The organism is Silanimonas sp. (assembly GCF_027531545.1).
Lineage (GTDB): Bacteria > Pseudomonadota > Gammaproteobacteria > Xanthomonadales > Xanthomonadaceae > Silanimonas.
Genome location: NZ_JAPZSC010000006.1, coordinates 451,636 through 473,563, shown reverse-complemented (window position 1 = coordinate 473,563; position 21,928 = coordinate 451,636). Strand labels below are relative to the sequence as shown.

Here is a 21,928-nt window from a genome sequence, read left to right as displayed (position 1 = left end):
GCATGCTGGGCGAGTACCTGCCGATCCTGCTGTTCCTGATCGTCTCCACCGGCCTCGGCTTGGTGCTTCTCGTCGCCGGCTGGCTGCTCGGCCCCAAGCGTCCCGACGCAGAAAAACTTTCGCCCTACGAGTGCGGCTTCGAGGCCTTCGAGGACGCGCGCATGCCCTTCGACGTGCGCTATTACCTCGTCGCGATCCTGTTCATCGTCTTCGATCTCGAAATCGCCTTCGTGTTTCCGTGGGCGCTCGTGTACCGCGACATCGGTGAGCCCGCGCTGTGGGCCATGGCCGGCTTCCTCGGCATCCTGGTGTTCGCTTTCATCTACGAATGGAAGAAGGGGGCGCTCGAATGGGAGTGATCCAGACCGTTTCGCGCGTGATGCACAACCCGGAGCCCTTGAGCCGGGTCGATGACCTGCTGCGTCCCGAGTCCGACAATCCGCTGTTCGAGCGTGGCTTCGTCACCACCTCGGTCGACTCGCTCGTCAACTGGGCGCGCACCGGCTCGCTGTGGCCGATGACCTTCGGTCTCGCCTGCTGCGCCGTCGAGATGATGCACGCGGGTGCCTCGCGACTCGACCTCGACCGCTACGGCGTGGTGTTCCGCCCGTCGCCGCGCCAGTCGGACGTGATGATCGTGGCCGGCACGCTGGTCAACAAGATGGCCCCGGCGCTGCGCAAGGTTTACGACCAGATGCCAGAGCCGAAGTGGGTCATCTCGATGGGCAGCTGCGCCAACGGCGGCGGCTACTACCACTACAGCTATTCCGTGGTGCGCGGCTGCGACCGCGTGGTGCCGGTCGACGTCTACGTGCCGGGCTGCCCGCCGACGGCCGAGGCGCTGGTGTACGGCATCCTGCAGTTGATGAAGAAGATCCGCCGCACCAACACGATCGCGCGCTGACGCGCGCGCCGCTGCAGAACGCAACGCACGCAGAATCGACCATGGCCGAAGCCAAGCCGCGTCTCGCCGAACGTCTCCGCGCCCGCTTCGGTGAGCGCGCCCTCGCCATTGTCGAAGCGCATGGCGAAACCACGCTCGAAGTCGCTCCCTCCTGCTTCGTCGACGTCGCCCGCGCGCTGCGCGACGAGCCGGAATTCCACTTCGAGCAGGCCGTCGACGTCTCGGGCCTCGACTTCCTCGGTTACGGCGAAGGCGAGTGGGAAACCACCGACGTCAGCAGCGAGGGTTTCTCGCGCGGCGTCGAGGGCGATGGCCCGGGACGCTTCCGTTGGGAGAACCGTCCGCAGGGCGTCGGCCCCGCGAAGCGCTTCGCCTCGGTCGTGCACCTGCTGTCCATCCGCAACAACGAGCGCCTGCGCTTGCGCACCTTCGCCACCGACAACGCGCTGCCGGTCGTCCCGTCGCTGGTCGATGTCTGGCCGGGCCTGGACTGGTTCGAGCGCGAGGCCTTCGACCTCTACGGCATCGTTTACGAAGGCCATCCGGACCTCCGCCGCATCCTCACCGACTACGGTTTCGTCGGCCATCCGTTCCGCAAGGACTTCCCGCTGATCGGCAACGTCGAGGTCCGCTACGACGCCGAGAAGCAGCGCGTGGTGTACGAGCCGGTGACTTCGGTCGAGCCGCGCGTCGGCGTGCCGAAGGTCGTCCGCGAGGACTCGCGTTGGCACCAGGCGGCGTCGGAAGCCGCGGCGAAGAAGGCCTGAGCCATGACCCCGGAAATCCGCAACTACACGATGAACTTCGGGCCGCAGCATCCGGCGGCCCACGGCGTGCTCCGCCTCGTGCTCGAGATGGACGGCGAGACCGTCCGTCGCGCTGATCCGCACATCGGCCTCCTGCACCGCGGCACCGAGAAGCTCGCCGAGTCGAAGCCGTACAACCAGTCGATCGGCTACATGGATCGGCTCGACTACGTCTCGATGATGTGCAACGAGCACGCGTACGTCATGGCCATCGAGCGCCTCGCCGGCATCGAGCCGACGCGGCGCGCCAAGATGATCCGCACGTTGTTCGACGAGATCACCCGCATCCTGAACCACTTGATGTGGGTGGGCACCAACGGCCTCGACCTCGGCGCGATGGCGATGTTCCTCTACGCCTTCCGAGAGCGCGAGGAGCTGATGGATTGCTACGAGGCGGTATCCGGCGCGCGCATGCACGCGGCCTACTACCGTCCGGGCGGCGTCTACCGCGACCTGCCGGACACGATGCCGAAGTACGCCGAGTCGCCGTGGCGCAAGGGCAAGGAGCTCAAGCGCATCAACGAGTGGCGCGAAGGCTCGATGCTCGACTTCCTCGACGCCTTCGCCGATGACTTCCCTAAGCGCGTCGACGAGTACGAGACCCTCCTCACCGACAACCGCATCTGGAAGCAGCGTACGGTCAACATCGGCATCGTCACGCCGGAGCAGGCCCTGGCCTGGGGCATGACTGGCCCGATGCTGCGCGGCTCGGGCATTGCCTGGGACCTGCGCAAGAAGCAGCCCTACGCCTGCTATGCCGATGTCGATTTCGACATCCCGGTGGGCGTCAACGGCGACTGCTACGACCGCTACCTCGTGCGCGTCGAGGAAATGCGCCAGTCGGCCCGCATCATCAAGCAGGCCGTCGCCTGGCTGCGCGCCAACCCCGGCCCGGTGATGGTCGACAACTACAAGGTCGCGCCGCCGAAGCGCGAGCTGATGAAGGGCGATATGGAAGCCCTCATCCACCACTTCAAGCTGTTCACCGAGGGCTATTCGCTACCCGCGGGCGAGGTGTATGCCGCCGTCGAAGCGCCGAAGGGCGAGTTCGGCGCCTACCTCGTCTCGGACGGCGCGAACAAGCCGTTCCGCCTGAAATTGCGCGCCCCGGGCTTCGCCCACCTGAGCTCGATGGACGCCATCGTCAAGGGCCACATGCTGTCGGACGTCGTCGCCATGATCGGCACCTACGACGTCGTGTTCGGAGAAATCGACCGATGAAAGCCACGGGCAATTTCGAGGCCTGCCAGCACGTCGACCCGATGGTCGCTCTGTCGGACGCCACCCGCGCCCGCATCGAGGAGTGGTTGGCGCGCTTCCCGGCCGACCGCCGCCGCAGCGCCGTCATCCAGGCGCTGATCGCCGCACAGGAACAGAACCAGGGCTTCCTGACCGACGAACTCATCGCCGCCGTCGCCAAGTACATCGGCATCCCGCCGGTCTGGGCCTACGAGGTCGCGAGCTTCTACTCGATGTTCGCGCTCGAGCCGGTGGGCCGGAACGTCGTCGCCGTTTGCACCAACATCAGCTGCTGGCTCAACGGGGGCGAGGACATCGTCCGCCATTGCGAGAAGAAGCTCGGCATCAAGAACGGCGAGTCGACCGCCGACGGCCGCGTCTGGCTGAAGGTGGAAGAGGAATGCCTCGCCGCCTGCGCCGGTGCCCCGATGATGGTCGTCAACGGCCATTACCACGAGAAGCTGACGCCGGCCTCGGTCGACGCCATCCTCGACGAGTTGAAGTGAGGCCACGCATGGCACACCACGGTTCGCACGCTTCGCACGCCACCGGCCCCGTCGGCCCCGCGCCGCAGGAGCACCAGGTCGTCTACACCACGCTGCACTTCGACAAGCCGTGGTCGTACGAGAGCTACCTCAAGGTCGGCGGCTACGCCGCGTGGCGCAAGATCCTCGCCGAGAAGATCCCGCCCGAGCAGATCATCGACCAGGTGAAGCAGAGCTCGCTGCGCGGTCGCGGCGGCGCCGGCTTCCCGACGGGCCTGAAGTGGAGCTTCATGCCGCGCAATGCGCCGGGGCAGAAGTACATCCTCTGCAACTCGGATGAATCCGAGCCGGGCACCTGCAAGGATCGCGACATCCTTCGCTACAACCCGCACGCGGTGATCGAGGGCATGGCCATCGCCTGCTACGCCACCGGTTCGACGGCCGCCTACAACTACATGCGCGGCGAGTTCCACCACGAGCCCTTCGAGCATTTCGAGGAGGCGCTCAAGGAGGCCTACGCGAACGGCTGGCTGGGCAAGAACATCCAGGGCAGCGGCATCGACGTCGACATGTACTCGGCGCTGGGCGCCGGTGCCTACATCTGCGGCGAAGAAACCGCGCTGATGGAGTCGCTGGAAGGCAAGAAGGGCCAGCCGCGCTACAAGCCGCCGTTCCCGGCCAACTTCGGCCTCTACGGCCGTCCGACCACGATCAACAACACCGAGACCTACGCCTCGGTGCCGGCCATCATCCGCAACGGCGCGGAGTGGTTCCTGGGCCTCGGCAAGCCGAACAACGGCGGCCCGAAGATCTTCTCGGTCTCCGGCCACGTGGCCAAGCCGGGCAACTTCGAGATCCGCCTCGGCACGCCCTTCAAGGACCTGCTCGAGATGGCCGGCGGCGTTCGCGGCGGTCGCAAGCTCAAGGCCGTGATCCCCGGCGGCTCGTCGATGCCGGTGCTGCCGGGCGACGTGATGCTCGGGCTGACCATGGACTACGACAGCATCCAGAAGGCCGGTTCCGGCCTCGGTTCGGGCGCCGTCGTGGTGATGGACGAGACCACCTGCATGGTCCGCGCCTGCCATCGCATCGCGCGCTTCTACTTCAAGGAAAGCTGTGGCCAGTGCACGCCCTGCCGCGAGGGCACGGGCTGGATGTACCGCATGCTGACCCGCATCGTCGAACACAAGGCGACGCTCGACGACCTGCAGATGCTGAAGGCCGCCGCCGGCCAGATCGAAGGCCACACCATCTGTGCCTTCGGTGAAGCCGCCGCGTGGCCGGTGCAGGGTTTCCTGCGCCAGTTCTGGAGCGAATTCGAGTACGCCATCGTCAACAAGCGCTTCCTGGTCGACGACCAGGCCGCTGGCGTCGTCACGGAGAAGGCCGCATGAGCGCCGCCACGCCCACCGCCCCCGCCACCGACGTGGTGAACATCGAGATCGATGGCGTGCCGATGCAGGCGCCGAAGGGCTCGATGATCATCCAGGCCGCCGACACTGCCGGCATCGCGATCCCGCGCTTCTGCTACCACAAGAAGCTGCCGATCGCGGCGAACTGCCGCATGTGCCTGGTCGACGTCGAGAAGATGCCGAAGCCGGCACCAGCCTGCGCCACGCCGGTGATGGAAGGCATGAAGGTCACCACCCAGACGAAGCGCGCCCTCGATGCGCAGCGCAACGTCATGGAGTTCCTGCTGGTGAACCATCCGCTGGACTGCCCGATCTGCGACCAGGGCGGCGAGTGCGAACTGCAGGACGTCTCGATGGGCTATGGCCGCTCGGTCAGCCGCTATGTCGAGCGCAAGCGCGTCGTAGCCGACGAGGACCTGGGCCCGCTGGTCGCGACCGAGATGACGCGCTGCATCCACTGCACGCGCTGCGTCCGCTTCACCGCCGATGTCGCCGGCACGTACGAGCTCGGCGGCATGTACCGCGGCGAGAACCTGCAGATCGGCACCTACGACGGCAAGCCGCTGATGAGCGAGCTCTCCGGCAACGTCATCGACGTCTGCCCGGTCGGCGCGCTCACCAACAAGGTCTACCGCTTCAAGGCCCGCCCGTGGGAACTGGTCGCGCGCGAGTCGATCGGCCTGCACGACGCGCTCGGTTCGAACCTGTTCCTGCACGTGCGTCGCAACGAGGTGCTGCGCATCGTCCCGCGCGAGAACGAAGCGGTGAACGAGTGCTGGCTGTCGGATCGCGACCGCTATTCGCATGAGGGCCTGTACAGCGACGACCGCGCCACGTCGCCGCTCGCCAAGCAGGCCGACGGCAGCTGGAAGGCCATCGGCTGGGACGAGGCGCTCGGCCTCGCCGCATCGCTGCTCAAGACCAGCGGCGCCGACACCGGCGTGCTGGTGCATGCCTCCGCCTCGAACGAGGAAGGCGCGTCGCTGGCGCGCCTCGCGAAGGGCCTCGGCACGCCGCACCTCGACCATCGCCTGACCCAGATCGACTTCGCCGATGCCCCGGTGGCGGAAGCCTTCGGTCGCAGTGCCGCCGACCTTGAGAAGGCCGACGTGGTGCTGCTGGTCGGCACCAACCTCCGCCACGAAGTCCCGCTCCTGCACCAGCGCCTCCTGAAGGCGACCAAAAAGGGCGCCAAGGTCTTCGCCATCAACCCGGTGGATTTCCCGGTCGCGCACGCGCTCGCCGGCAAGGCCATCGTGGCGCCGTCGAAGCTGCCGGGCTTGCTCGCGGCCCTCGCTGCGAAGGTCGGCGCGTCGCTGCCGGCCGGCATGGCCGTCGCCATCGATGACGCCGCACTCGCCGGTATCGCCGAAGCGCTGAAGAGCGCCAAGGCCGGTGCCATCGTGCTCGGCGAGATCGCCGAGACCCACGCCAATGCCTCGCACCTGCGTGCGGCGGCGCGTGCCATCGCCCAGGCGACGGGTGTGACGGTGGACCGCGTCCCGCAGGGCGCCAACGCACTCGGTCTCGCCCAGCACGGCGTGCTGCCGGTGGCGGGCCACGATGCGGGCACGCAGCTTGCCAAGGCCAAGGCTGGCTACGTCCTCTATGGCGTCGAACCGGCCTACGATTTCGCCGATGCGACGGCTGCGCTGAAGGCCCTGTCGGCCGCCAAGGTCGTCGCGTTCTCGGCCTATGCCAGCGATTCGCTGAAGCAGATCGCCGACCTCATCCTGCCGATTGCGGCGGGTGCGGAGACGGAAGGCAGCTACACCAACCTCGATGGTCGCGTGCAGTTCACCAGCGCCGGTGGCAAGCCGCGTGGCGAGGCCCGTCCGGGCTGGCGCGTGTTGCGCGCCCTTGGTGAGGCGATGGGCCTTGCGGGCTTCGGCCACATGGACCTCGGCGCGCTGCGCGAGTCGATGGCGCCGAACGCGGTCGCTTCGGGCTCGGGACTGTCGGCGCTCGCCGCCGTCACCGGAATCGAGCGTCTGGCCACGTCGCCGGTCTACCGCATCGATGCCCAGCTCCGTCGTTCGACGTCCCTCAACGATCATCCGCTCACGAAGGGGCAGGGCGTCGAGCTGCATCCCGAGGACGCGGCCGCGCTTGGCCTCGCCGAAGGCGCCATCGCCAAGGTCGCCGATGCCAACGGCCATGCGGCCCTGCCGGTCCGACTGAACGCCCGCATCGCCAAGGGCACGGCGTGGGTCGAGTCGGGCTATCCGGCCACCGCACCGCTGGCGGCGCATGGTGCGCTGACGATCACCAAGGCGGGTGCCTGATGGAACTCTTCGCTCCGCTTCGCGACTTCCTGCTCGAGTTCGGTGCCGCCGGTTCGGTGGCCTGGATGCTCGTCAAGATCGTCCCGCTGATGATCTCGTTGACCATCGCGGTGGCGTTCTACACGTTGCTCGAGCGCAAGGTCATCGGCTGGATGCACGTGCGCCACGGGCCGGTGTTCATCGGCCAGCTGGTGCCGGGCCTGGGCGTCATCCAGGCTTTCGCCGACGTGTTCAAGATGCTGTTCAAGGAAAGCATCGTGCCCTCGAGCGCGAACGCCTTCCTGCATCGCCTCGCCCCGCTGATCGCGCTGGCGCCGTCCTTCGCGGCCTGGGCGGTGATGCCCTTCGGCGACGGCCTGGTCATCGCCGATGTCGACGCCGGCTTGCTCGTGCTGCTCGCGCTTACGTCGATGGGCGTTTATGGCGTGATCATCGGCGGCTGGGCCTCGAACTCGAAGTACGCCTTCCTCGGCGCGCTGCGCTCGGCGGCCCAGGTGGTGAGCTACGAGATCGCGATGGGCTTTGCGCTCGTCGGCGTGCTGGTCGCCGCCGGCACCATGAACCTGACGGAGATCGTGCACGCCCAGAAGGGCGACGCCGGCCTGTTCGAGTGGTTCTGGCTGCCGCTGCTGCCGCTATTCGTCATCTACTTCATCTCGGGCGTGGCCGAAACCAACCGCGCGCCCTTCGACGTCGCCGAAGGCGAGTCGGAGATCGTGGCCGGTTTCCACGTCGAGTATTCAGGCTCCGCGTTCGCGATCTTCTTCCTCGCCGAATACGCGAACATGATCCTGATCAGCTTCCTCGCCGCGCTGTTCTTCCTCGGCGGCTGGCTGTCGCCGTTCCCGGAATCGGTGCCTGTCCTCGGCGTCGCTGGTCCGTGGTGGCTGTTCATCAAGGCCTTCCTGTTCGCCTTCAGCTTCGTGTGGTTCCGCGCGACGTTCCCGCGCTACCGCTACGACCAGATCATGCGTCTGGGCTGGAAGGTCTTCATTCCCATCACCATCGTCTGGACCTTCGTCGTGGCCGCCATGGCCTACGCCGGCTGGTTCGAGATCGGCCAGTAAGGGCAGGGCAGAGGCCACTCCATGAATCGCGCGATCGCCTACCTGAAGAGCCTGCTGCTCCTGGAACTCCTCCAGGGCCTATGGCTGACCCTCGTGTACATGTTCAAGCCGAAGTACACGATCAACTACCCCTACGAGAAGTTCCCGCAGTCGCCGCGCTTCCGCGGCCTGCACGCGCTTCGCCGCTACCCGAACGGCGAGGAACGCTGCATCGCCTGCAAACTCTGCGAGGCGGTCTGCCCGGCGCTCGCCATCACCATCGACTCCGACGTCCGCGCCGACGGCACCCGCCGCACCACGCGCTACGACATCGACCTCTTCAAGTGCATCTTCTGCGGCTTCTGCGAGGAAAGCTGCCCGGTCGATTCGATCGTCGAGACGCATATCCACGAATACCACTTCGAGAAGCGCGGCGAGAACATCGTCACCAAGCCGCAGCTCCTCGCCATCGGCGACCGGTTCGAGGCGGAAATCGCCGAGCGCCGTGCCGCCGATTCGGCCTTCCGCTGAGGACAGACGATGGAACTGATCGCGTTCTACCTCTTCGCGGCGATGGCGGTGGCTTCGGCCCTCGGCGTCATCCTGTTCAAGAACCCCGTGCACGCGGTGCTCTGCCTCGTGCTGACCTTCTTCTCGACCGCCTGCCTGTTCCTGCTGCTGCAGGCCGAGTTCCTCGGCGTTGCCCTCGTGCTCGTTTACGTGGGCGCCGTCATGGTGCTGTTCCTGTTCGTGGTGATGATGCTCGACATCAACACGGCGCCGCTCCGCGAGGGCTTCGCGCGCTACCTGCCGGTGGCGGCGACCGTCGCCGGCTTGATGTTCATCCAGATGCTGGTGCTCCTGGGTGTCACGACCGGCAAGCGGAATGTCGCGTTCCCCTCCGCTGATCCCGCGGCCGCCGTCAACTGCGCGTCGGCGGGCGCCGCCGCGTTCGAGCCCTGCTCCAACCTCGAGTGGATCGGACGGGCTTTGTTCTCGGGTTACCTCTTCCCGTTCGAAGTCGCCGCCGTCCTGCTCACCGTGGCCATCCTGGCCGCCGTGATGCTGACATTGCGTCGTCGTGCGGGCGCCCGCCACCAGGACCCGGCCAAGCAGTCGGCGGTCCGAAAGGAGGATCGCGTGCGCGTGATCAAGATGGCGGCGGAAGTCCGCCGCGAGGAGGGCGAAGCATGATCACCCTCGGCCATTTCCTGACCCTGGGCGCGATCCTGTTCGCGCTGTCGGTCGCCGGCATCATCATCAATCGCAAGAACGTCATCGTCCTGCTGATGTGCATCGAGTTGATGCTGCTGGCGGTGAACATCAACTTCGTCGCGTTCTCCCGCTTCCTCGGCGACGTGCACGGTCAGGTGTTCGTGTTCTTCATCCTGACGGTCGCCGCGGCCGAAGCCGCCATCGGTCTCGCCATCCTCGTCACGCTGTTCCGCAACACGCGGACAATCAACGTGGCCGAACTCGACGCGATGAAGGGCTGACATGGAACACACCCTTTCCACGAACGTCCTGCTGCTCATCGCATTGGCGCCACTGTTCGGCTCGATCGTGGCCGGCCTGTTCGGCCGCCAGGTCGGCCGCGCCGGTGCGCACACCGTCACCATTGCCGGCGTCGCGCTGAGCTGCGCGCTCTCCATCCAGGTGCTGTGGCAGCTCTGGTTCGGCGGCGCCGACCCGTATAACCAGAACCTCTACACCTTCTTCGACATCGGCGGCTATTCGGCGCATATCGGCTTCATGGTCGACCGCCTGACGGCCATGATGATGGTGGTGGTCACCTTCGTGTCGCTGCTGGTGCACATCTACACCATCGGCTACATGGCCGAGGATGAGGGCTACCAGCGCTTCTTCAGCTACATCTCGCTGTTCACCTTCTCGATGTTGATGCTCGTGATGAGCAACAACTTCCTGCAGCTGTTCTTCGGTTGGGAAGCGGTGGGCCTCGTGTCCTACCTGCTGATCGGCTTCTGGTACAAGCGACCGACCGCCGTCTTCGCCAACATGAAGGCGTTCATCGTCAACCGCGTGGGTGACTTCGGCTTCCTGCTCGGCATCGCGGCGGTGCTGTACTACTACGGCTCGCTCGACTACGCGACGGTGTTCGCGCAAGTCACCAGCGGCCCGGGCCAGGTGCTGTCCTTCTGGAACGAGTTCAGCCTGCTCGGCCTGCAGGTCCCGGCGTGGAACATCGACGCGATGACCTTCATCGGCATCTGCCTGTTCATCGGCGCGATGGGCAAGTCGGCGCAGGTCCCGCTGCACGTGTGGCTGCCGGACTCGATGGAAGGCCCGACCCCGATCTCGGCCCTGATCCATGCCGCGACGATGGTGACCGCGGGCATCTTCATGGTCAGCCGTATGTCACCGGTGTTCGAGCTGTCGCCTTCGGCGCTCCAGTTCATCCTGTTCATCGGTGCGACGACGGCGCTGTTCACCGGCCTGATCGGCATGGTGCAGAACGATATCAAGCGCGTGGTCGCTTACTCGACGCTGTCGCAGCTCGGCTACATGACGGTGGCGCTCGGTGTGTCGGCTTACGGCGCCGCTGTGTTCCACCTGATGACGCATGCGTTCTTCAAGGCCCTGCTGTTCCTTGCGGCCGGCAGCGTGATCATCGGCATGCACCACGAGCAGGACATGCGGAAGATGGGCGGCCTGCGCAAGTACATGCCGATCACCTACTGGACGTCGTTGATCGGAACGCTGGCCCTGGTCGGCTTCCCGTTCTTCTCCGGCTTCTACTCGAAGGACAGCATCATCGAGGCGGTCCGTGCGGCGGGCGAGGGCGGCAGCTGGGTCAACCAGTACGCAATCTTCGCGGTGCTGGCCGGCGTCTTCGTCACCAGCTTCTACAGCTTCCGCCTGTTCTACCTGACCTTCCACGGCGAGGAGCGCTTCCGCCACGCGCATGCCGATGGTGGCCACGATGATCACAGCGACCACCACGACGCGCATGACGACCATGGCCACCACGGGCCGGTCGAACCGCACGAGTCGCCGTGGGTCGTCACCGTGCCGCTGGTGCTGCTGGCGATTCCGTCGGTGCTGGTGGGCTTCTTCACCGTAGGGCCGATGCTGTTCGGCAAGGACCTCTCCGGCCAGAGGGACGTCACCCCGTTCTTCGAAGGGGCGATCTACCAGTACGTCGAACGTTCGCCTGACGCCATCGCCACGCTGCCGTCGCGCGTGACCTTCGAACCGGCGGTCGCGGCTCCGGCCGATTGCGACGCCATCGAGGCTGCGGATAAGGCCGACCACGGTTCGGGCGTCGCGCTCACGCCGGACGTGCTCGGTTACATCGGCTGCAAGTATTTCGGCCACGGTGCCGTCGGCTTCGGCTCGCACGGCTTCGTCGCCTTGCCGTTCTGGCTGATGCTTGGCGGCTTCGCGCTCGCCACCTTCCTTTACCTGCTGCGTCCGGGGCTCAGCGGCAAGGTCCGCCACGCCCTGTCGCCGCTGGTGAAGGTGCTGGAAGCGAAGTACTGGATGGACCATCTGTGGATCAACGGCTTCGCCGATGGCGGCATCAAGCTCGGCCAGTTCGCCTGGAAGCGCGGTGACCGCGGCCTGATCGATGGTGCGCTGGTTAACGGCTCGGCGTGGATCGTCGATCGCGTCGCCGCCGTCAGCCGCCACGTGCAGTCGGGTTACCTCTACCACTATGCCTTCGCGATGATCGTCGGCCTGATCGCCCTGATGTGGCTGGTCGGTCGGTGGACCGCCGCCTGAACCGACCAAGGACGCCCTGATGGATGGTTTTCCCCTGCTGAGCGCCCTGATCTGGCTGCCCCTCCTGGGCGGTCTGGCCACGCTCTATTTCGGTGAGTCGCGCGGCACGCAGGCGAAGTGGTTCGCGCTGCTGGTCGCGCTGGCGACGCTCGCGCTGAGCATCCCGCTCTACACCGGCTTCGACGCGTCGTCGGCCTCGATGCAGTTCGTCGAGAAGCGCGAGTGGATCCCGGCCTTCGACATCTTCTACCACCTCGGCGTCGACGGCATCGCGGTGGCGCTGATCCTGCTCACCACGATAACCAGCGTGCTGGTGCTGATGGGGGCCTGGGGTTCGGTCGAGCGCCGCGTGCACCAGTACTACGCGGCGTTCCTGGTGCTCGAAAGCCTGATGATCGGCGTGTTCGCCGCGCAGGACGCCATCCTGTTCTACGTGTTCTTCGAGGCGATGCTGATCCCGATGTTCATCGTGATCGGCGTCTGGGGCGGTGCGAACCGCGTCTACGCCAGCCTCAAGTTCTTCCTGTACACCTTCCTCGGCTCGGTGTTCATGCTGGTGGGGTTGGTGTACCTGTACATCGTGAGCGGCGAGCGCTTGGATGGCGGCGCCAGTTTCCAGCTGGCGGACCTCTACACGCTGCAGCTCACTGCCACTGAGCAGACCTGGTTGTTCTTCGCCTTCTTCGCCGCCTTCGCGGTGAAGATCCCGATGTTCCCGGTGCACACCTGGCTGCCGGATGCCCACGTCGAAGCGCCGACCGCCGGCTCGGTGGTGCTGGCCGCGATCATGCTGAAGATCGGCGGCTACGGCTTCATCCGCTTCACGCTGCCGATCGTCCCCGACGCGGGCGCCGAGTGGGCGTGGCTCGTCATCGCCTTCTCGCTGGTCGCCGTGGCCTACATCGGCCTCGTGGCGCTGGTGCAGGAGGACATGAAGAAGCTGATCGCGTATTCGTCGATCGCCCACATGGGTTTCGTGACGCTCGGCATCTTCATCGCCTTTGGCCTGATGCGCGGTGGTGACGTCCGCCAGGACGCCGCGGAGCTCGGACTGCAGGGCGCGATGGTGCAGATGATTTCGCACGGCTTCGTGTCCGGCGCGATGTTCAGCTGCGTCGGCGTGCTCTACGACCGCATGCATACCCGCATGATCAAGGACTACGGCGGCGTGATGAACGTGATGCCGTGGTTCGGTGGCTTCTTCGTGCTGTTCGCGATGGCCAACGCCGGCCTGCCGGGCACCTCGGGCTTCGTCGGCGAGTTCATGGTCATCCTGGCCGCCTTCCAGGCCAAGCCTTGGATCGGCTTCATTGCCGCCACCACCTTGATCCTCGGTGCCGCCTACACGCTGTGGATGGTGAAGCGCATCCTGTTCGGTGACGTCGCCAACAGCCATGTCGCCGAACTCACCGAGATCAATGCCCGGGAAGCCTGGGTGCTGGGCCTGTTCGCCGTCGGCGTGCTGCTGCTTGGCGTCTATCCGAAGCCCTTGACCGACCTGATGGATGCGTCCGTGGTTCAGCTGGTTTCGCAGCTGTCGGCCACCAAACTCGTGACGCCGTGACGGAGACCTGATCGCGATGATGCCCCTGCCCACCGCCGCGGACCTGGTCCCCGTCCTTCCCGAGATCGTGCTCTGCGGTGCCGCATTCGGCCTGCTGCTTGCCGACCTCTTCGTCGATGCCAAGCGCCGCGGACTGATCCACTTCCTCGCGCTGCTGTCGCTTCTCGTGACGGCCCTGCTGGTGGGCCGCGGCCTCACGGGCGACCCGATCTCCGCCTTCGGCGGCATGTTCGTCCGCGACACGCTGGCCGACGTGCTGAAGATCGCGATGTGCATCACCACCGGCCTCGCGCTGGCCTACGCCCGTCCGTACCTGACCGAGCGCGGCCTGATGGCCGGCGAGTTCTACGCGATCGTGCTGTTCGCGCTGCTCGGCATGATGGTCATGGTGTCGGCCGGCAACATGGTCACGCTGTACCTCGGGCTCGAGATGCTGGCCCTCAGCTCCTACGGCCTTGTCGCCATGGATCGGGACAGCAAGGTCTCGTCCGAAGCCGCGATGAAGTACTTCGTGCTCGGTGCGCTGGCATCCGGCCTGCTCCTGTACGGCATGTCCATGATCTACGGCGCCACCGGAAGCCTCGATCTCGAAACCGTGCACCAGGCGGCCGCCAGCCTCGGCGACCGCAGCCTGCTGCTGTTCGGCGTGGTCTTCGTGCTGGTTGGTGTGTCGTTCAAGTTCGGCGCCGCGCCGTTCCACATGTGGGTTCCGGACGTCTACCAGGGCGCCCCGACGGCCATCACGCTGTTCATCGGCTCGGTGCCGAAGATCGCGGCCTTTGGCTTCGCCTACCGCTTGCTGGAGTCGGGCCTTGGCGCCACTTCGGCGGAATGGTCCCAGATGGTGGCGTGGCTGGCCCTGCTGTCGCTGGTGATCGGCAACCTGCTGGCGCTGGCGCAGACGAACCTCAAGCGCATGCTCGCGTACTCGACGATTTCGCACGTCGGCTTCCTGTTCATGGCCTTGGCCAACGCGGGCCCGACCGGCTACTCGGCCGCGATGTTCTACGCCATCAGCTACGCGATCTCGGCAGCTGCAGCGTTCGGCGCGATCATCCTGATGTCGCGACAGGGCTTTGAGGCCGAGTCGATCGCGGACTACAAGGGCTTGTGGCAGAAGAGCCCGTTCCACGCCACGCTGATCCTGATCGTCATGGCGTCTCTGGCCGGCCTGCCGCCGCTGCTCGGTTTCTGGGCCAAGCTCGAAGCCATCCGCGCCGCCGTCCAGGCCGACCTGCTGTGGCTCGCCATCGCCGGCGTCGTGATGGCCGTGATCGGTGCGTTCTACTATCTGCGCGTCATCAAGGTCATGTTCTTCGACGAACCGGAGCGTGACCTTGCGGTCGTCCACGGCGACGCGACGCTGCGCTTCGTGTTCGCCACGAACGCGATCGCACTGCTGGTGTTCGGTGTGTTCGCCAACCTGATCATGGCTTGGACGCGCGCCGCATTCGCTTGATCGAACGGGGTGCTTGCGTAGGGCGCAGGTAACCCCGTATACTCGCGGTCTCTGCTGCGGGGTGGAGCAGTCTGGCAGCTCGTCGGGCTCATAACCCGAAGGTCGCAGGTTCAAATCCTGCCCCCGCTACCAGTTTCGCGTCGTATCCTCTGCTCCGGATCGACGTCAGGCTGGGTCGGAAGTCCCTCTCGAGGGGTTCCGGCCCCCGGAAATTGGATGTACCGGAAAGGGCCTCTCGGCCCTTTTTTGTTTCCGTTTTTTCGCGCAGGCCCATGAGCACCAAGACCGAAGAACTCACCGCCATGCTCGCCCCCGTCGTCGAAGGCCTTGGCCTCGGCCTCGAGCTGCAGGGCATCGAGTTCGCGCCCTCGCGCAGCCACGGCCTGCTGCGCCTGTATATCGACGTCGCCTCGGGAGAGCGCCACGTCACCGTCGAAGATTGCGAAGCGGTCAGCCGCGAAGTGTCGGCGGTGATGGACGTGAACGATCCGATCGCCAGCGCCTACACGCTCGAAGTCTCGTCGCCGGGCCTCGACCGCCTGATCTTCAACGCCGCGCAGGCGACCCGCTTCGCTGGCCAGCAGGTCAAGGTGGCGCTGGCGCTGCCGCAGGACGGTCGTCGCCGGGTGCAGGGTGCGATCCTGCGCGCCGAAGGGGACCTCCTGGTCATCGGCCTCGAGAACGGCGGCGAATTCGCCGTCTCCTTCGACAACATCGACAAGGCGAGGCTGGTGCCGGATTACGCGGCGCTGGGCCTCGAGACGGCGGCGCCGAAAGCACCCCGTCCGCGCCGCAAGCGCGCCGAAACCCCGAATTCGAAATCACCCGGAACCCACTGAAGCCGGCCCCAGGTCGCGCTGTCGCGGAGTCAAGCATGAGCAAGGAACTGTTGCTGGTCATCGAAGCGGTCGCCAATGAAAAGGGCGTGCCGCGCCAGGTCATCCTCGAGGCGATGGAGGCCGCGTTGGCGTCCGCCGCCAAGAAGCGTTACCCGGAGCAGGACGTCGCCTGCCGTGTCGCGATCAACCCGAAGGACGGCAACTACGAGACGTTCCGTCGCTGGGAAGTCGTGGCCGACGACGTGGTGATGGAATCGCCGGACCGGATGATCCGCTTGATGGATGCGGTCGACGAGCGCGAAGGCGCCGAGGTCGGCGAGTTCATCGAAGAGCAGATCGAGAACCCGGAGTTCGGCCGCATCAGCGCGCAGGCGGCCAAGCAAGTCATCGTGCAGCGCGTCCGCGAGGCCGAGCGCCAGCAGGTGGTCGATGCGTGGAGCGACCGCGTGGGCGAGCTCGTCACCGGCGTCGTCAAGCGCGCCGAGCGCGGCAACATCTACGTTGACCTCGGCGGCAACGCCGAAGCCTTCATCCCGAAGGACAAGTCGATCCCGCGCGACGCCCTGCGTCCGGGTGATCGCGTCCGCGGCTTCCTCTACGAGGTGCGCTCGGAGTCGCGCGGCCCGCAGCTCTTCATCAGCCGCACGGCGCCGGAATTCATGATCGAGCTGTTCAAGCTCGAAGTGCCGGAAGTCGGTCAGGGCCTTGTCGAAATCAAGGCCGCCGCCCGCGACGCTGGTGACCGCGCCAAGATCGCCGTGCTCGCCCACGACCACCGCACCGATCCGATCGGCGCCTGCATCGGCATGCGCGGTTCGCGCGTGCAGGCCGTCAGCAACGAGTTGAACGGCGAGCGCATCGACATCGTGCTGTGGTCGGACAACTCCGCGCAGTTCGTCATCAACGCGATGGCGCCGGCGGAAGTGCAGTCGATCATCGTCGACGAAGAGCGCCACGCGATGGACCTCGCTGTCGCCGAAGAAAAGCTCGCGCAGGCGATCGGCAAGGGTGGCCAGAACGTCCGCCTCGCCAGCCGCCTCACGGGTTGGCAGCTCAACGTGATGACGCAGGACCAGATCTCGGCGAAGTCGGAGGCCGAGCAGGCCAATTCGCGCAAGCTGTTCATGGACAAGCTGGAGGTCGACGAGGAAATCGCCGGCATCCTGGTGGGCGAGGGTTTCAACACCGTCGAGGAAATCGCCTACGTGCCGGTCGCCGAGCTGCTGGCCGTCGAAGGTTTCGACGAGGACATCGTCGAGGAACTGCGCGCCCGCGCCCGCGACGCGCTGCTCACCGAAGCGCTGGCCGTCGAGGAGAACCTCGAAGAGCACAAGCCGGCGGAAGACCTGCTGTCGCTCGAAGGCATGGACGAAGCCACCGCCTACGCGCTGTCCTCGCGCGGCATCGTCACGCGCGACGACCTCGCCGAGATGGCCGTCGACGAGATCGCCGACATCGAAGGCATGGATGACACCCGCGCCGCCGCCCTCATCATGGAAGCGCGCAAGCACTGGTTCGCCTGAGCCCGTCCTGCACGCACCCCAAGTTTAATCCAGCGCCCCACGCGCAACGCATCCAAGGAAGCCCTTCCGAATGTCCGAGGTCACCGTCCGCTCCCTGGCCAAGGTGCTGAACCTGCCCGTCGAGAAGCTGCTTGAGCAGCTCTCCGGCGCAGGCATGCAGTTCACCGGGCCGGACCAGGTGGTCAGCAGCACCGAGAAGATGAAGCTGCTCGGCTTCCTGCGCCGCACCCATGGCAAGGATGAAAAACCCGCCGAGGAGGCCGGCCCCAGCCGCATCACGCTCCAGCGCCGCAAGGTCGAGGAGCTGACGGTCGGTGGCGGCAAGACCAAGGCCACCGTGGCCGTCGAAGTCCGCCAGAAGCGCACCTACGTGAAGCGCGCCGATGTCGCCCCGAGCGGCCCGGACGCCGAGCGCGAGGAAGCCGCCCGCAAGCTGGCCGAGTCGCAGGCCCGCTCCGACGCCGAGCGCAAGGCGCTGGACGAGTCGGACCGTCGCCGCCGCGACCAGGAAGCCGCCGACAAGGCCGCCCGTGCGACCTCGGCAACGCCAGCCCCCGCGGCCGACCCCGTCGCCGACGAGCGTCCGGTCGAGCGAGCGGCGGAGCCGGCAGCGGTCCCAGCCGCCGACACTCCGGCCGATTCGCGTCCGACGACGCGTCCCGTCATCCAGATGCCGAGCCGCGCCGATGCCGAACTGGCGGCGCGTGCCCGCGAGGCCGCCAACCGTCGTGGCAAGCCCGGCGGCAAGGTAGAGGGTGCTCCGGAAGACGATCGCAGTGGGCGTTTCGTCGGTGGCCAGCTGCACCTGAGCGAAGGCGCGCACGCGCGTCGCAACACGGGCAACAACAAGCGCAAGCCGGGTGGCCGCGGCCGCCAGGAGCCTTCGCGCCACAGCCACGGCAACAACAACAACGCCGGTCCGCACGCGTTCTCGCGCCCGACCGCGCCGGTGATGCGTGAAGTCGCCGTCGGTGAAGCCATCAGCGTCGGCGATCTCGCCAACAAGCTGGCGATGAAGGGCGGCGAGGTGGTGAAGGCCCTCTTCAAGATGGGCGTCATGGCCACCTTGAACCAGACCATCGACCACGACACCGCGGTGCTCGTCGTCGAGGAACTGGGCCACAAGGCCGTCCGCGCCACCGAGGACGACGCCGAGCTGGCGCTGGCCGCGCACATCGAAGCCGACCAGGGCGAGCGCAGCACGCGTCCGCCGGTCGTCACGATCATGGGCCACGTCGACCACGGCAAGACCTCGCTGCTCGACTACATCCGCCGCACCAAGGTGGCCTCCGGCGAAGCCGGCGGCATCACCCAGCACATCGGCGCCTACCACGTCGAAACTGGCAAGGGCGTCGTCACCTTCCTCGACACCCCGGGCCACTCGGCGTTCACCGCCATGCGTGCGCGCGGCGCCAAGCTCACCGATCTGGTGGTGCTGGTGGTCGCGGCGGACGACGGCGTCATGCCGCAGACCATCGAAGCGATCAAGCACGCGCGCGCCGCCAAGGTGCCGCTGGTGGTCGCGATGAACAAGATGGACAAGCCGAACATCAACATCGACAACCTGCGCAACGGCCTCGCCCAGCACGAAGTGACGCCGGAAGAGTGGGGTGGCGACACGCCGTTCATCGGCGTCTCGGCGAAGACCGGCATGGGCATCGACGCGCTGCTGGATGCGATCCTCGTCCAGGCCGAGGTCATGGAACTCTCCGCGCCGGTCGACGGCAAGGCGGCGGGTACCGTCATCGAGTCCTCGCTGGACAAGGGCCGCGGCCCGGTCGCCACGGTGCTGGTGCAGCAGGGCACGTTGTCGAAGGGCGACTACCTGGTCTGCGGTACGCAGTACGGCCGCGTGCGCGCGCTGTTCGACGAAGGCGGCAAGCAGGTCGATTCGGCTGGCCCGTCGATCCCGGTGGTGCTGCTCGGCCTCTCCGGCGTGCCGAACTCGGGCGACGACTTCGTGGTCGTGGCCGACGAGCGCCTCGCCAAGGACGTCGCCCAGCAGCGCGAGGCCAAGGTTCGCGAGGCGAAGCTGGTCAAGCAGGCCGGCCGCATGGAAGACATCATGGCCCAGATGGGCAAGGGCGAAGGCCAGCAGCAGCTCAACCTGCTGATCAAGGCCGACGTGCAGGGTTCGGTCGAGGCGCTGCGCGACTCGCTCGTCGCCCTCTCGAACGACCTGATCAAGATCAACGTGATCCAGTCGGGCGTCGGTGGCATCACCGAGTCGGAGGCCGTGATGGCCGCCGCGGCCAAGGCCGTGGTCATCGGCTTCAACGTCCGTGCCGATGCGGCGGCCCGCAAGGTCATCGAGGGCAATGGCCTCGACCTGCGCTACTTCTCGATCATCTACGACGTCATCGACCAGGTGAAGCAGGTCGCGTCGGGCCTGCTCGGCAAGGAGATCCGCGAAGAGATCATCGGCGTGGCCGAAGTCCGCGACGTTTTCCGCAGCTCGAAGTTCGGCGCCGTCGCCGGTTCGCTGGTCGTCGAGGGTACGGTCAAGAAGTCGAAGCCGATCCGCGTGCTGCGCAACCAGACCGTCATCTTCCAGGGCGAACTGGAGTCGCTGCGCCGCTTCAAGGACAACGTCGAGGAAGTGCGTTCCGGCACCGAGTGCGGCATCGCGGTGAAGGCGTACAACGACGTCAAGCCGGGTGACATGATCGAATGCTTCGAGCGCATCGAAGTGGCGCGGTCGCTCTGATGCCGAAGCGTTCCTTCTCGCGCACCGATCGACTCTCCGCCCAGTTCCGCCGGGAGCTGGGCGTGATGGTGCACGAGGCCGTGCGCGAGCATTCGCTGCCCTCGGCCAGCGTCTCCGACGTGGAGGTCACGCGTGACCTGTCGCACGCGAAGGTCTGGGTCACCGCGTTGAATCCGGAGCGCTCGCTCGAGGTCGTCAAGGCCCTGAACGAGCTGTCGAAGGGCTTCCGCCAGCTGTTGGGCAAGATGCTGCGCATCCGCCAGGTGCCCGAGCTGCATTTCCATTACGACGAATCCGTCGATCGCGGCGAGAAGATCGAGCTGCTGCTGCGTGAAGCCGCCAAGCAGGATGCCGCGATCCGGGTCGCGAACGGCGAAGCGTCGGGCGACGACGCCCCCGGCGACAAGCCGTCGTCCAGCGACGCCCACTGACGCCGCGCCCTTCGGGGCGCCGCGGCGGCCGATCCTCATCGAGGACTCCCCCCATGCACCGTCTTCCTTTCCGTTCCCTCGATGGCCTGCTGCTGCTGGACAAGCCGGCCGGCCTGAGCTCGAACGCGGCGCTGCAGCGCGTCCGCAAGCATTTCCGCGCGGAGAAGGCCGGCCACACCGGCAGCCTCGATCCGCTCGCGACCGGCCTGCTGCCCATCTGCTTCGGCGAAGCCACCAAGGTGGCGGGACTGATGCTCGGTGCGCGCAAGGCTTACGAGACGGAAGCGCGACTGGGCGTCGTCACCGATACCGATGATGCGGACGGCCAGGTGCTCCGTGAGCGGCCCGTCCCGTTGCTCGACGCGCATGCCGTGGAGCGCGTGCTGAAGCGCTACATCGGCCGGATTTCCCAGCGTCCGCCGATCTATTCGGCACTGAAGCAGGGCGGCGAGCCGCTCTACGCCAAGGCCCGACGCGGCGAGATCGTCGAGGTTGCCGAGCGCGAGGTCGACGTCCATGCGCTCGAACTGCTGTCGATCAATGGCGCGTCGCTGCGGCTGCGCATCACCTGCGGCTCGGGCACCTACGTGCGGAGCCTCGTGCGCGACATCGGCGAGGACCTCGGTTGCGGCGCGCATGTGGTGGCGTTGCGCCGGCTGTGGGCCGAGCCCTTCCGCACGCCGACGATGATCACCCTCGACGAGATCGAGGCCATCGACCGGAACAGCGAGCCCGGCCTGGCGGCCCTGGACAGCCTGCTGATGCCTGTGGAGTCCGCCCTCACGGACTGGCCGCGCCTGAACCTCAGTGACGCCGAAGTGCTGAAACTGGGCCACGGCCAGAGCCTGGCCGGCCTCGACGCCGCGAATGGCCTGATGGCCGCGTTCGCCCCGAGCGGGCGGGCGGTGGGGCTGGTCGAGGGCCGGGACGGCGTGGTGCACCCGCAGAGGCTGTTCCGCTGGGCCGCGGCCTCCTGAGGCCCGCGCCGCGGGCGGATCGCCCCGGTGAGGGCCGAGCCTGAACGCGATTCGGGCCCTGCTGTGAAAACCTTGTTCAGAAGCCCGGCCGGGCTTACAATCCGCGCGCCTCATTCGAGGCATCCCCATGAAACCGGCGAAGACCGCGGTGCGTCCACGAGTGACGTTCCTGCGCCTTCCGCATCACGAGAACGTCCATGAGCATCGATTCCAACCAGATCATTTCCCAGTTCGCGCGCGGCGCCAACGACACCGGTTCGCCGGAAGTCCAGGTCGCCCTGCTGTCGGCTCGCATCGAGCAGCTGACGGAACACTTCAAGGCCCACAAGCAGGACCACCACAGCCGTCGTGGCCTGCTCAAGATGGTGAACACCCGCCGTCGCCTGCTGGCCTACCTGAAGGACAAGGACGTCGAGCGCTACAAGACGCTCATCGAGCGCCTCGGCCTCCGTCGTTAAGTGATACCCCGCGCGGCGCAGAAATGCGCCGCGCTGCTTTTCGGGGTTT

Annotated in this window: 20 protein-coding genes and 1 tRNA gene; all 21 read left to right on the top strand. The window is 66.6% G+C overall.

Going from position 1 to position 21,928, the window contains the following annotated elements; genetic code table 11:
• Window positions 1–2: 2 nt before the first annotated feature.
• On the top strand, window positions 3–359 hold the full coding sequence (locus O9280_RS06455) for an NADH-quinone oxidoreductase subunit A (protein ID WP_297866739.1): 357 nt from the start codon (window positions 3–5) through the stop codon (window positions 357–359).
• A complete protein-coding gene (locus tag O9280_RS06450) occupies window positions 350–904 on the top strand; it encodes an NADH-quinone oxidoreductase subunit B (protein ID WP_298340339.1) in 555 nt (184 codons plus the stop codon). Before O9280_RS06455 ends, O9280_RS06450 begins: the two co-directional genes overlap by 10 nt.
• A gap of 41 nt (window positions 905–945) precedes the next feature.
• The gene (locus O9280_RS06445) at window positions 946–1,671 is read left to right on the top strand and encodes an NADH-quinone oxidoreductase subunit C (protein WP_298340337.1); all 726 of its coding nucleotides are present in this window, start codon (window positions 946–948) and stop codon (window positions 1,669–1,671) included.
• A gap of 3 nt (window positions 1,672–1,674) precedes the next feature.
• Window positions 1,675–2,931, top strand: coding sequence for an NADH-quinone oxidoreductase subunit D (locus O9280_RS06440; protein ID WP_298340335.1), 1,257 nt, complete (start codon window positions 1,675–1,677; stop codon window positions 2,929–2,931).
• Window positions 2,928–3,455, top strand: a complete 528-nt coding sequence (nuoE, locus tag O9280_RS06435; RefSeq protein ID WP_297875313.1) for an NADH-quinone oxidoreductase subunit NuoE — start codon at window positions 2,928–2,930, stop codon at window positions 3,453–3,455. Before O9280_RS06440 ends, nuoE begins: the two co-directional genes overlap by 4 nt.
• 8 nt (window positions 3,456–3,463) lie before the next feature.
• A complete protein-coding gene (gene nuoF / locus O9280_RS06430) occupies window positions 3,464–4,828 on the top strand; it encodes an NADH-quinone oxidoreductase subunit NuoF (RefSeq protein WP_298340333.1) in 1,365 nt (454 codons plus the stop codon).
• On the top strand, window positions 4,825–7,131 hold the full coding sequence (gene nuoG / locus O9280_RS06425) for an NADH-quinone oxidoreductase subunit NuoG (RefSeq protein ID WP_298340331.1): 2,307 nt from the start codon (window positions 4,825–4,827) through the stop codon (window positions 7,129–7,131). Before nuoF ends, nuoG begins: the two co-directional genes overlap by 4 nt.
• Window positions 7,131–8,198 (top strand): NADH-quinone oxidoreductase subunit NuoH, encoded by a 1,068-nt coding sequence (gene nuoH / locus O9280_RS06420; protein WP_298340329.1) that lies wholly within the window; start codon window positions 7,131–7,133, stop codon window positions 8,196–8,198. The genes nuoG and nuoH overlap by 1 nt, the downstream gene beginning before the upstream one ends.
• Before the next feature lie 21 nt (window positions 8,199–8,219).
• Window positions 8,220–8,708 (top strand): NADH-quinone oxidoreductase subunit NuoI, encoded by a 489-nt coding sequence (gene nuoI, locus O9280_RS06415; protein ID WP_298340327.1) that lies wholly within the window; start codon window positions 8,220–8,222, stop codon window positions 8,706–8,708.
• A 9-nt stretch (window positions 8,709–8,717) separates the two neighbouring features.
• Window positions 8,718–9,371 carry an NADH-quinone oxidoreductase subunit J gene (locus tag O9280_RS06410; RefSeq protein WP_298340326.1) on the top strand — a complete coding sequence of 218 codons (654 nt, stop codon included), beginning with the start codon at window positions 8,718–8,720 and terminating at the stop codon, window positions 9,369–9,371.
• Complete coding sequence (nuoK, locus tag O9280_RS06405; RefSeq protein ID WP_297866729.1) at window positions 9,368–9,673, top strand: NADH-quinone oxidoreductase subunit NuoK; 306 nt, start codon at window positions 9,368–9,370, stop codon at window positions 9,671–9,673. The genes O9280_RS06410 and nuoK overlap by 4 nt, the downstream gene beginning before the upstream one ends.
• 1 nt (window position 9,674) lies before the next feature.
• Window positions 9,675–11,921, top strand: coding sequence for an NADH-quinone oxidoreductase subunit L (gene nuoL / locus O9280_RS06400; RefSeq protein ID WP_298340324.1), 2,247 nt, complete (start codon window positions 9,675–9,677; stop codon window positions 11,919–11,921).
• Window positions 11,922–11,940: 19 nt separating this feature from the next.
• Window positions 11,941–13,485: an NADH-quinone oxidoreductase subunit M gene (locus O9280_RS06395; RefSeq protein ID WP_297875307.1), complete on the top strand. Its 1,545-nt coding sequence runs from the start codon at window positions 11,941–11,943 to the stop codon at window positions 13,483–13,485.
• 19 nt (window positions 13,486–13,504) lie between these two features.
• Window positions 13,505–14,944, top strand: a complete 1,440-nt coding sequence (gene nuoN, locus O9280_RS06390; RefSeq protein ID WP_298340321.1) for an NADH-quinone oxidoreductase subunit NuoN — start codon at window positions 13,505–13,507, stop codon at window positions 14,942–14,944.
• A 55-nt stretch (window positions 14,945–14,999) separates the two neighbouring features.
• Window positions 15,000–15,076: transfer RNA gene (locus O9280_RS06385), tRNA-Met, on the top strand.
• A gap of 140 nt (window positions 15,077–15,216) precedes the next feature.
• Window positions 15,217–15,783: a ribosome maturation factor RimP gene (gene rimP / locus O9280_RS06380; protein WP_298340320.1), complete on the top strand. Its 567-nt coding sequence runs from the start codon at window positions 15,217–15,219 to the stop codon at window positions 15,781–15,783.
• A gap of 35 nt (window positions 15,784–15,818) precedes the next feature.
• On the top strand, window positions 15,819–17,306 hold the full coding sequence (nusA, locus tag O9280_RS06375; RefSeq protein ID WP_298340318.1) for a transcription termination factor NusA: 1,488 nt from the start codon (window positions 15,819–15,821) through the stop codon (window positions 17,304–17,306).
• A 70-nt stretch (window positions 17,307–17,376) separates the two neighbouring features.
• Complete coding sequence (gene infB, locus O9280_RS06370; RefSeq protein WP_298340316.1) at window positions 17,377–20,013, top strand: translation initiation factor IF-2; 2,637 nt, start codon at window positions 17,377–17,379, stop codon at window positions 20,011–20,013.
• Window positions 20,013–20,444 (top strand): 30S ribosome-binding factor RbfA, encoded by a 432-nt coding sequence (gene rbfA / locus O9280_RS06365; RefSeq protein WP_298340314.1) that lies wholly within the window; start codon window positions 20,013–20,015, stop codon window positions 20,442–20,444. The genes infB and rbfA overlap by 1 nt, the downstream gene beginning before the upstream one ends.
• Before the next feature lie 53 nt (window positions 20,445–20,497).
• Window positions 20,498–21,421, top strand: coding sequence for a tRNA pseudouridine(55) synthase TruB (truB, locus tag O9280_RS06360; RefSeq protein ID WP_298340312.1), 924 nt, complete (start codon window positions 20,498–20,500; stop codon window positions 21,419–21,421).
• Window positions 21,422–21,618: 197 nt separating this feature from the next.
• Window positions 21,619–21,879: a 30S ribosomal protein S15 gene (rpsO, locus tag O9280_RS06355; RefSeq protein WP_297866720.1), complete on the top strand. Its 261-nt coding sequence runs from the start codon at window positions 21,619–21,621 to the stop codon at window positions 21,877–21,879.
• The last annotated feature ends 49 nt before the right edge of the window (window positions 21,880–21,928 follow it).

Bases quoted from the DNA above. Each gene is read 5' to 3' on its own strand.
- nuoL (WP_298340324.1), top strand. From the start codon at position 9,675: ATGGAACACACCCTTTCCACGAACGTCCTGCTGCTCATCGCATTGGCG.
- nuoF (WP_298340333.1), top strand. From the start codon at position 3,464: ATGGCACACCACGGTTCGCACGCTTCGCACGCCACCGGCCCCGTCGGC.
- rimP (WP_298340320.1), top strand. From the start codon at position 15,217: ATGAGCACCAAGACCGAAGAACTCACCGCCATGCTCGCCCCCGTCGTC.
- O9280_RS06445 (WP_298340337.1), top strand. From the start codon at position 946: ATGGCCGAAGCCAAGCCGCGTCTCGCCGAACGTCTCCGCGCCCGCTTC.
- nuoN (WP_298340321.1), top strand. From the start codon at position 13,505: ATGCCCCTGCCCACCGCCGCGGACCTGGTCCCCGTCCTTCCCGAGATC.
- O9280_RS06440 (WP_298340335.1), top strand. From the start codon at position 1,675: ATGACCCCGGAAATCCGCAACTACACGATGAACTTCGGGCCGCAGCAT.
- rpsO (WP_297866720.1), top strand. From the start codon at position 21,619: ATGAGCATCGATTCCAACCAGATCATTTCCCAGTTCGCGCGCGGCGCC.
- nuoE (WP_297875313.1), top strand. From the start codon at position 2,928: ATGAAAGCCACGGGCAATTTCGAGGCCTGCCAGCACGTCGACCCGATG.
- nusA (WP_298340318.1), top strand. From the start codon at position 15,819: ATGAGCAAGGAACTGTTGCTGGTCATCGAAGCGGTCGCCAATGAAAAG.
- rbfA (WP_298340314.1), top strand. From the start codon at position 20,013: ATGCCGAAGCGTTCCTTCTCGCGCACCGATCGACTCTCCGCCCAGTTC.
- truB (WP_298340312.1), top strand. From the start codon at position 20,498: ATGCACCGTCTTCCTTTCCGTTCCCTCGATGGCCTGCTGCTGCTGGAC.
- nuoH (WP_298340329.1), top strand. From the start codon at position 7,131: ATGGAACTCTTCGCTCCGCTTCGCGACTTCCTGCTCGAGTTCGGTGCC.
- nuoK (WP_297866729.1), top strand. From the start codon at position 9,368: ATGATCACCCTCGGCCATTTCCTGACCCTGGGCGCGATCCTGTTCGCG.
- O9280_RS06455 (WP_297866739.1), top strand. From the start codon at position 3: ATGCTGGGCGAGTACCTGCCGATCCTGCTGTTCCTGATCGTCTCCACC.
- nuoG (WP_298340331.1), top strand. From the start codon at position 4,825: ATGAGCGCCGCCACGCCCACCGCCCCCGCCACCGACGTGGTGAACATC.
- infB (WP_298340316.1), top strand. From the start codon at position 17,377: ATGTCCGAGGTCACCGTCCGCTCCCTGGCCAAGGTGCTGAACCTGCCC.
- O9280_RS06410 (WP_298340326.1), top strand. From the start codon at position 8,718: ATGGAACTGATCGCGTTCTACCTCTTCGCGGCGATGGCGGTGGCTTCG.
- O9280_RS06395 (WP_297875307.1), top strand. From the start codon at position 11,941: ATGGATGGTTTTCCCCTGCTGAGCGCCCTGATCTGGCTGCCCCTCCTG.
- O9280_RS06450 (WP_298340339.1), top strand. From the start codon at position 350: ATGGGAGTGATCCAGACCGTTTCGCGCGTGATGCACAACCCGGAGCCC.
- nuoI (WP_298340327.1), top strand. From the start codon at position 8,220: ATGAATCGCGCGATCGCCTACCTGAAGAGCCTGCTGCTCCTGGAACTC.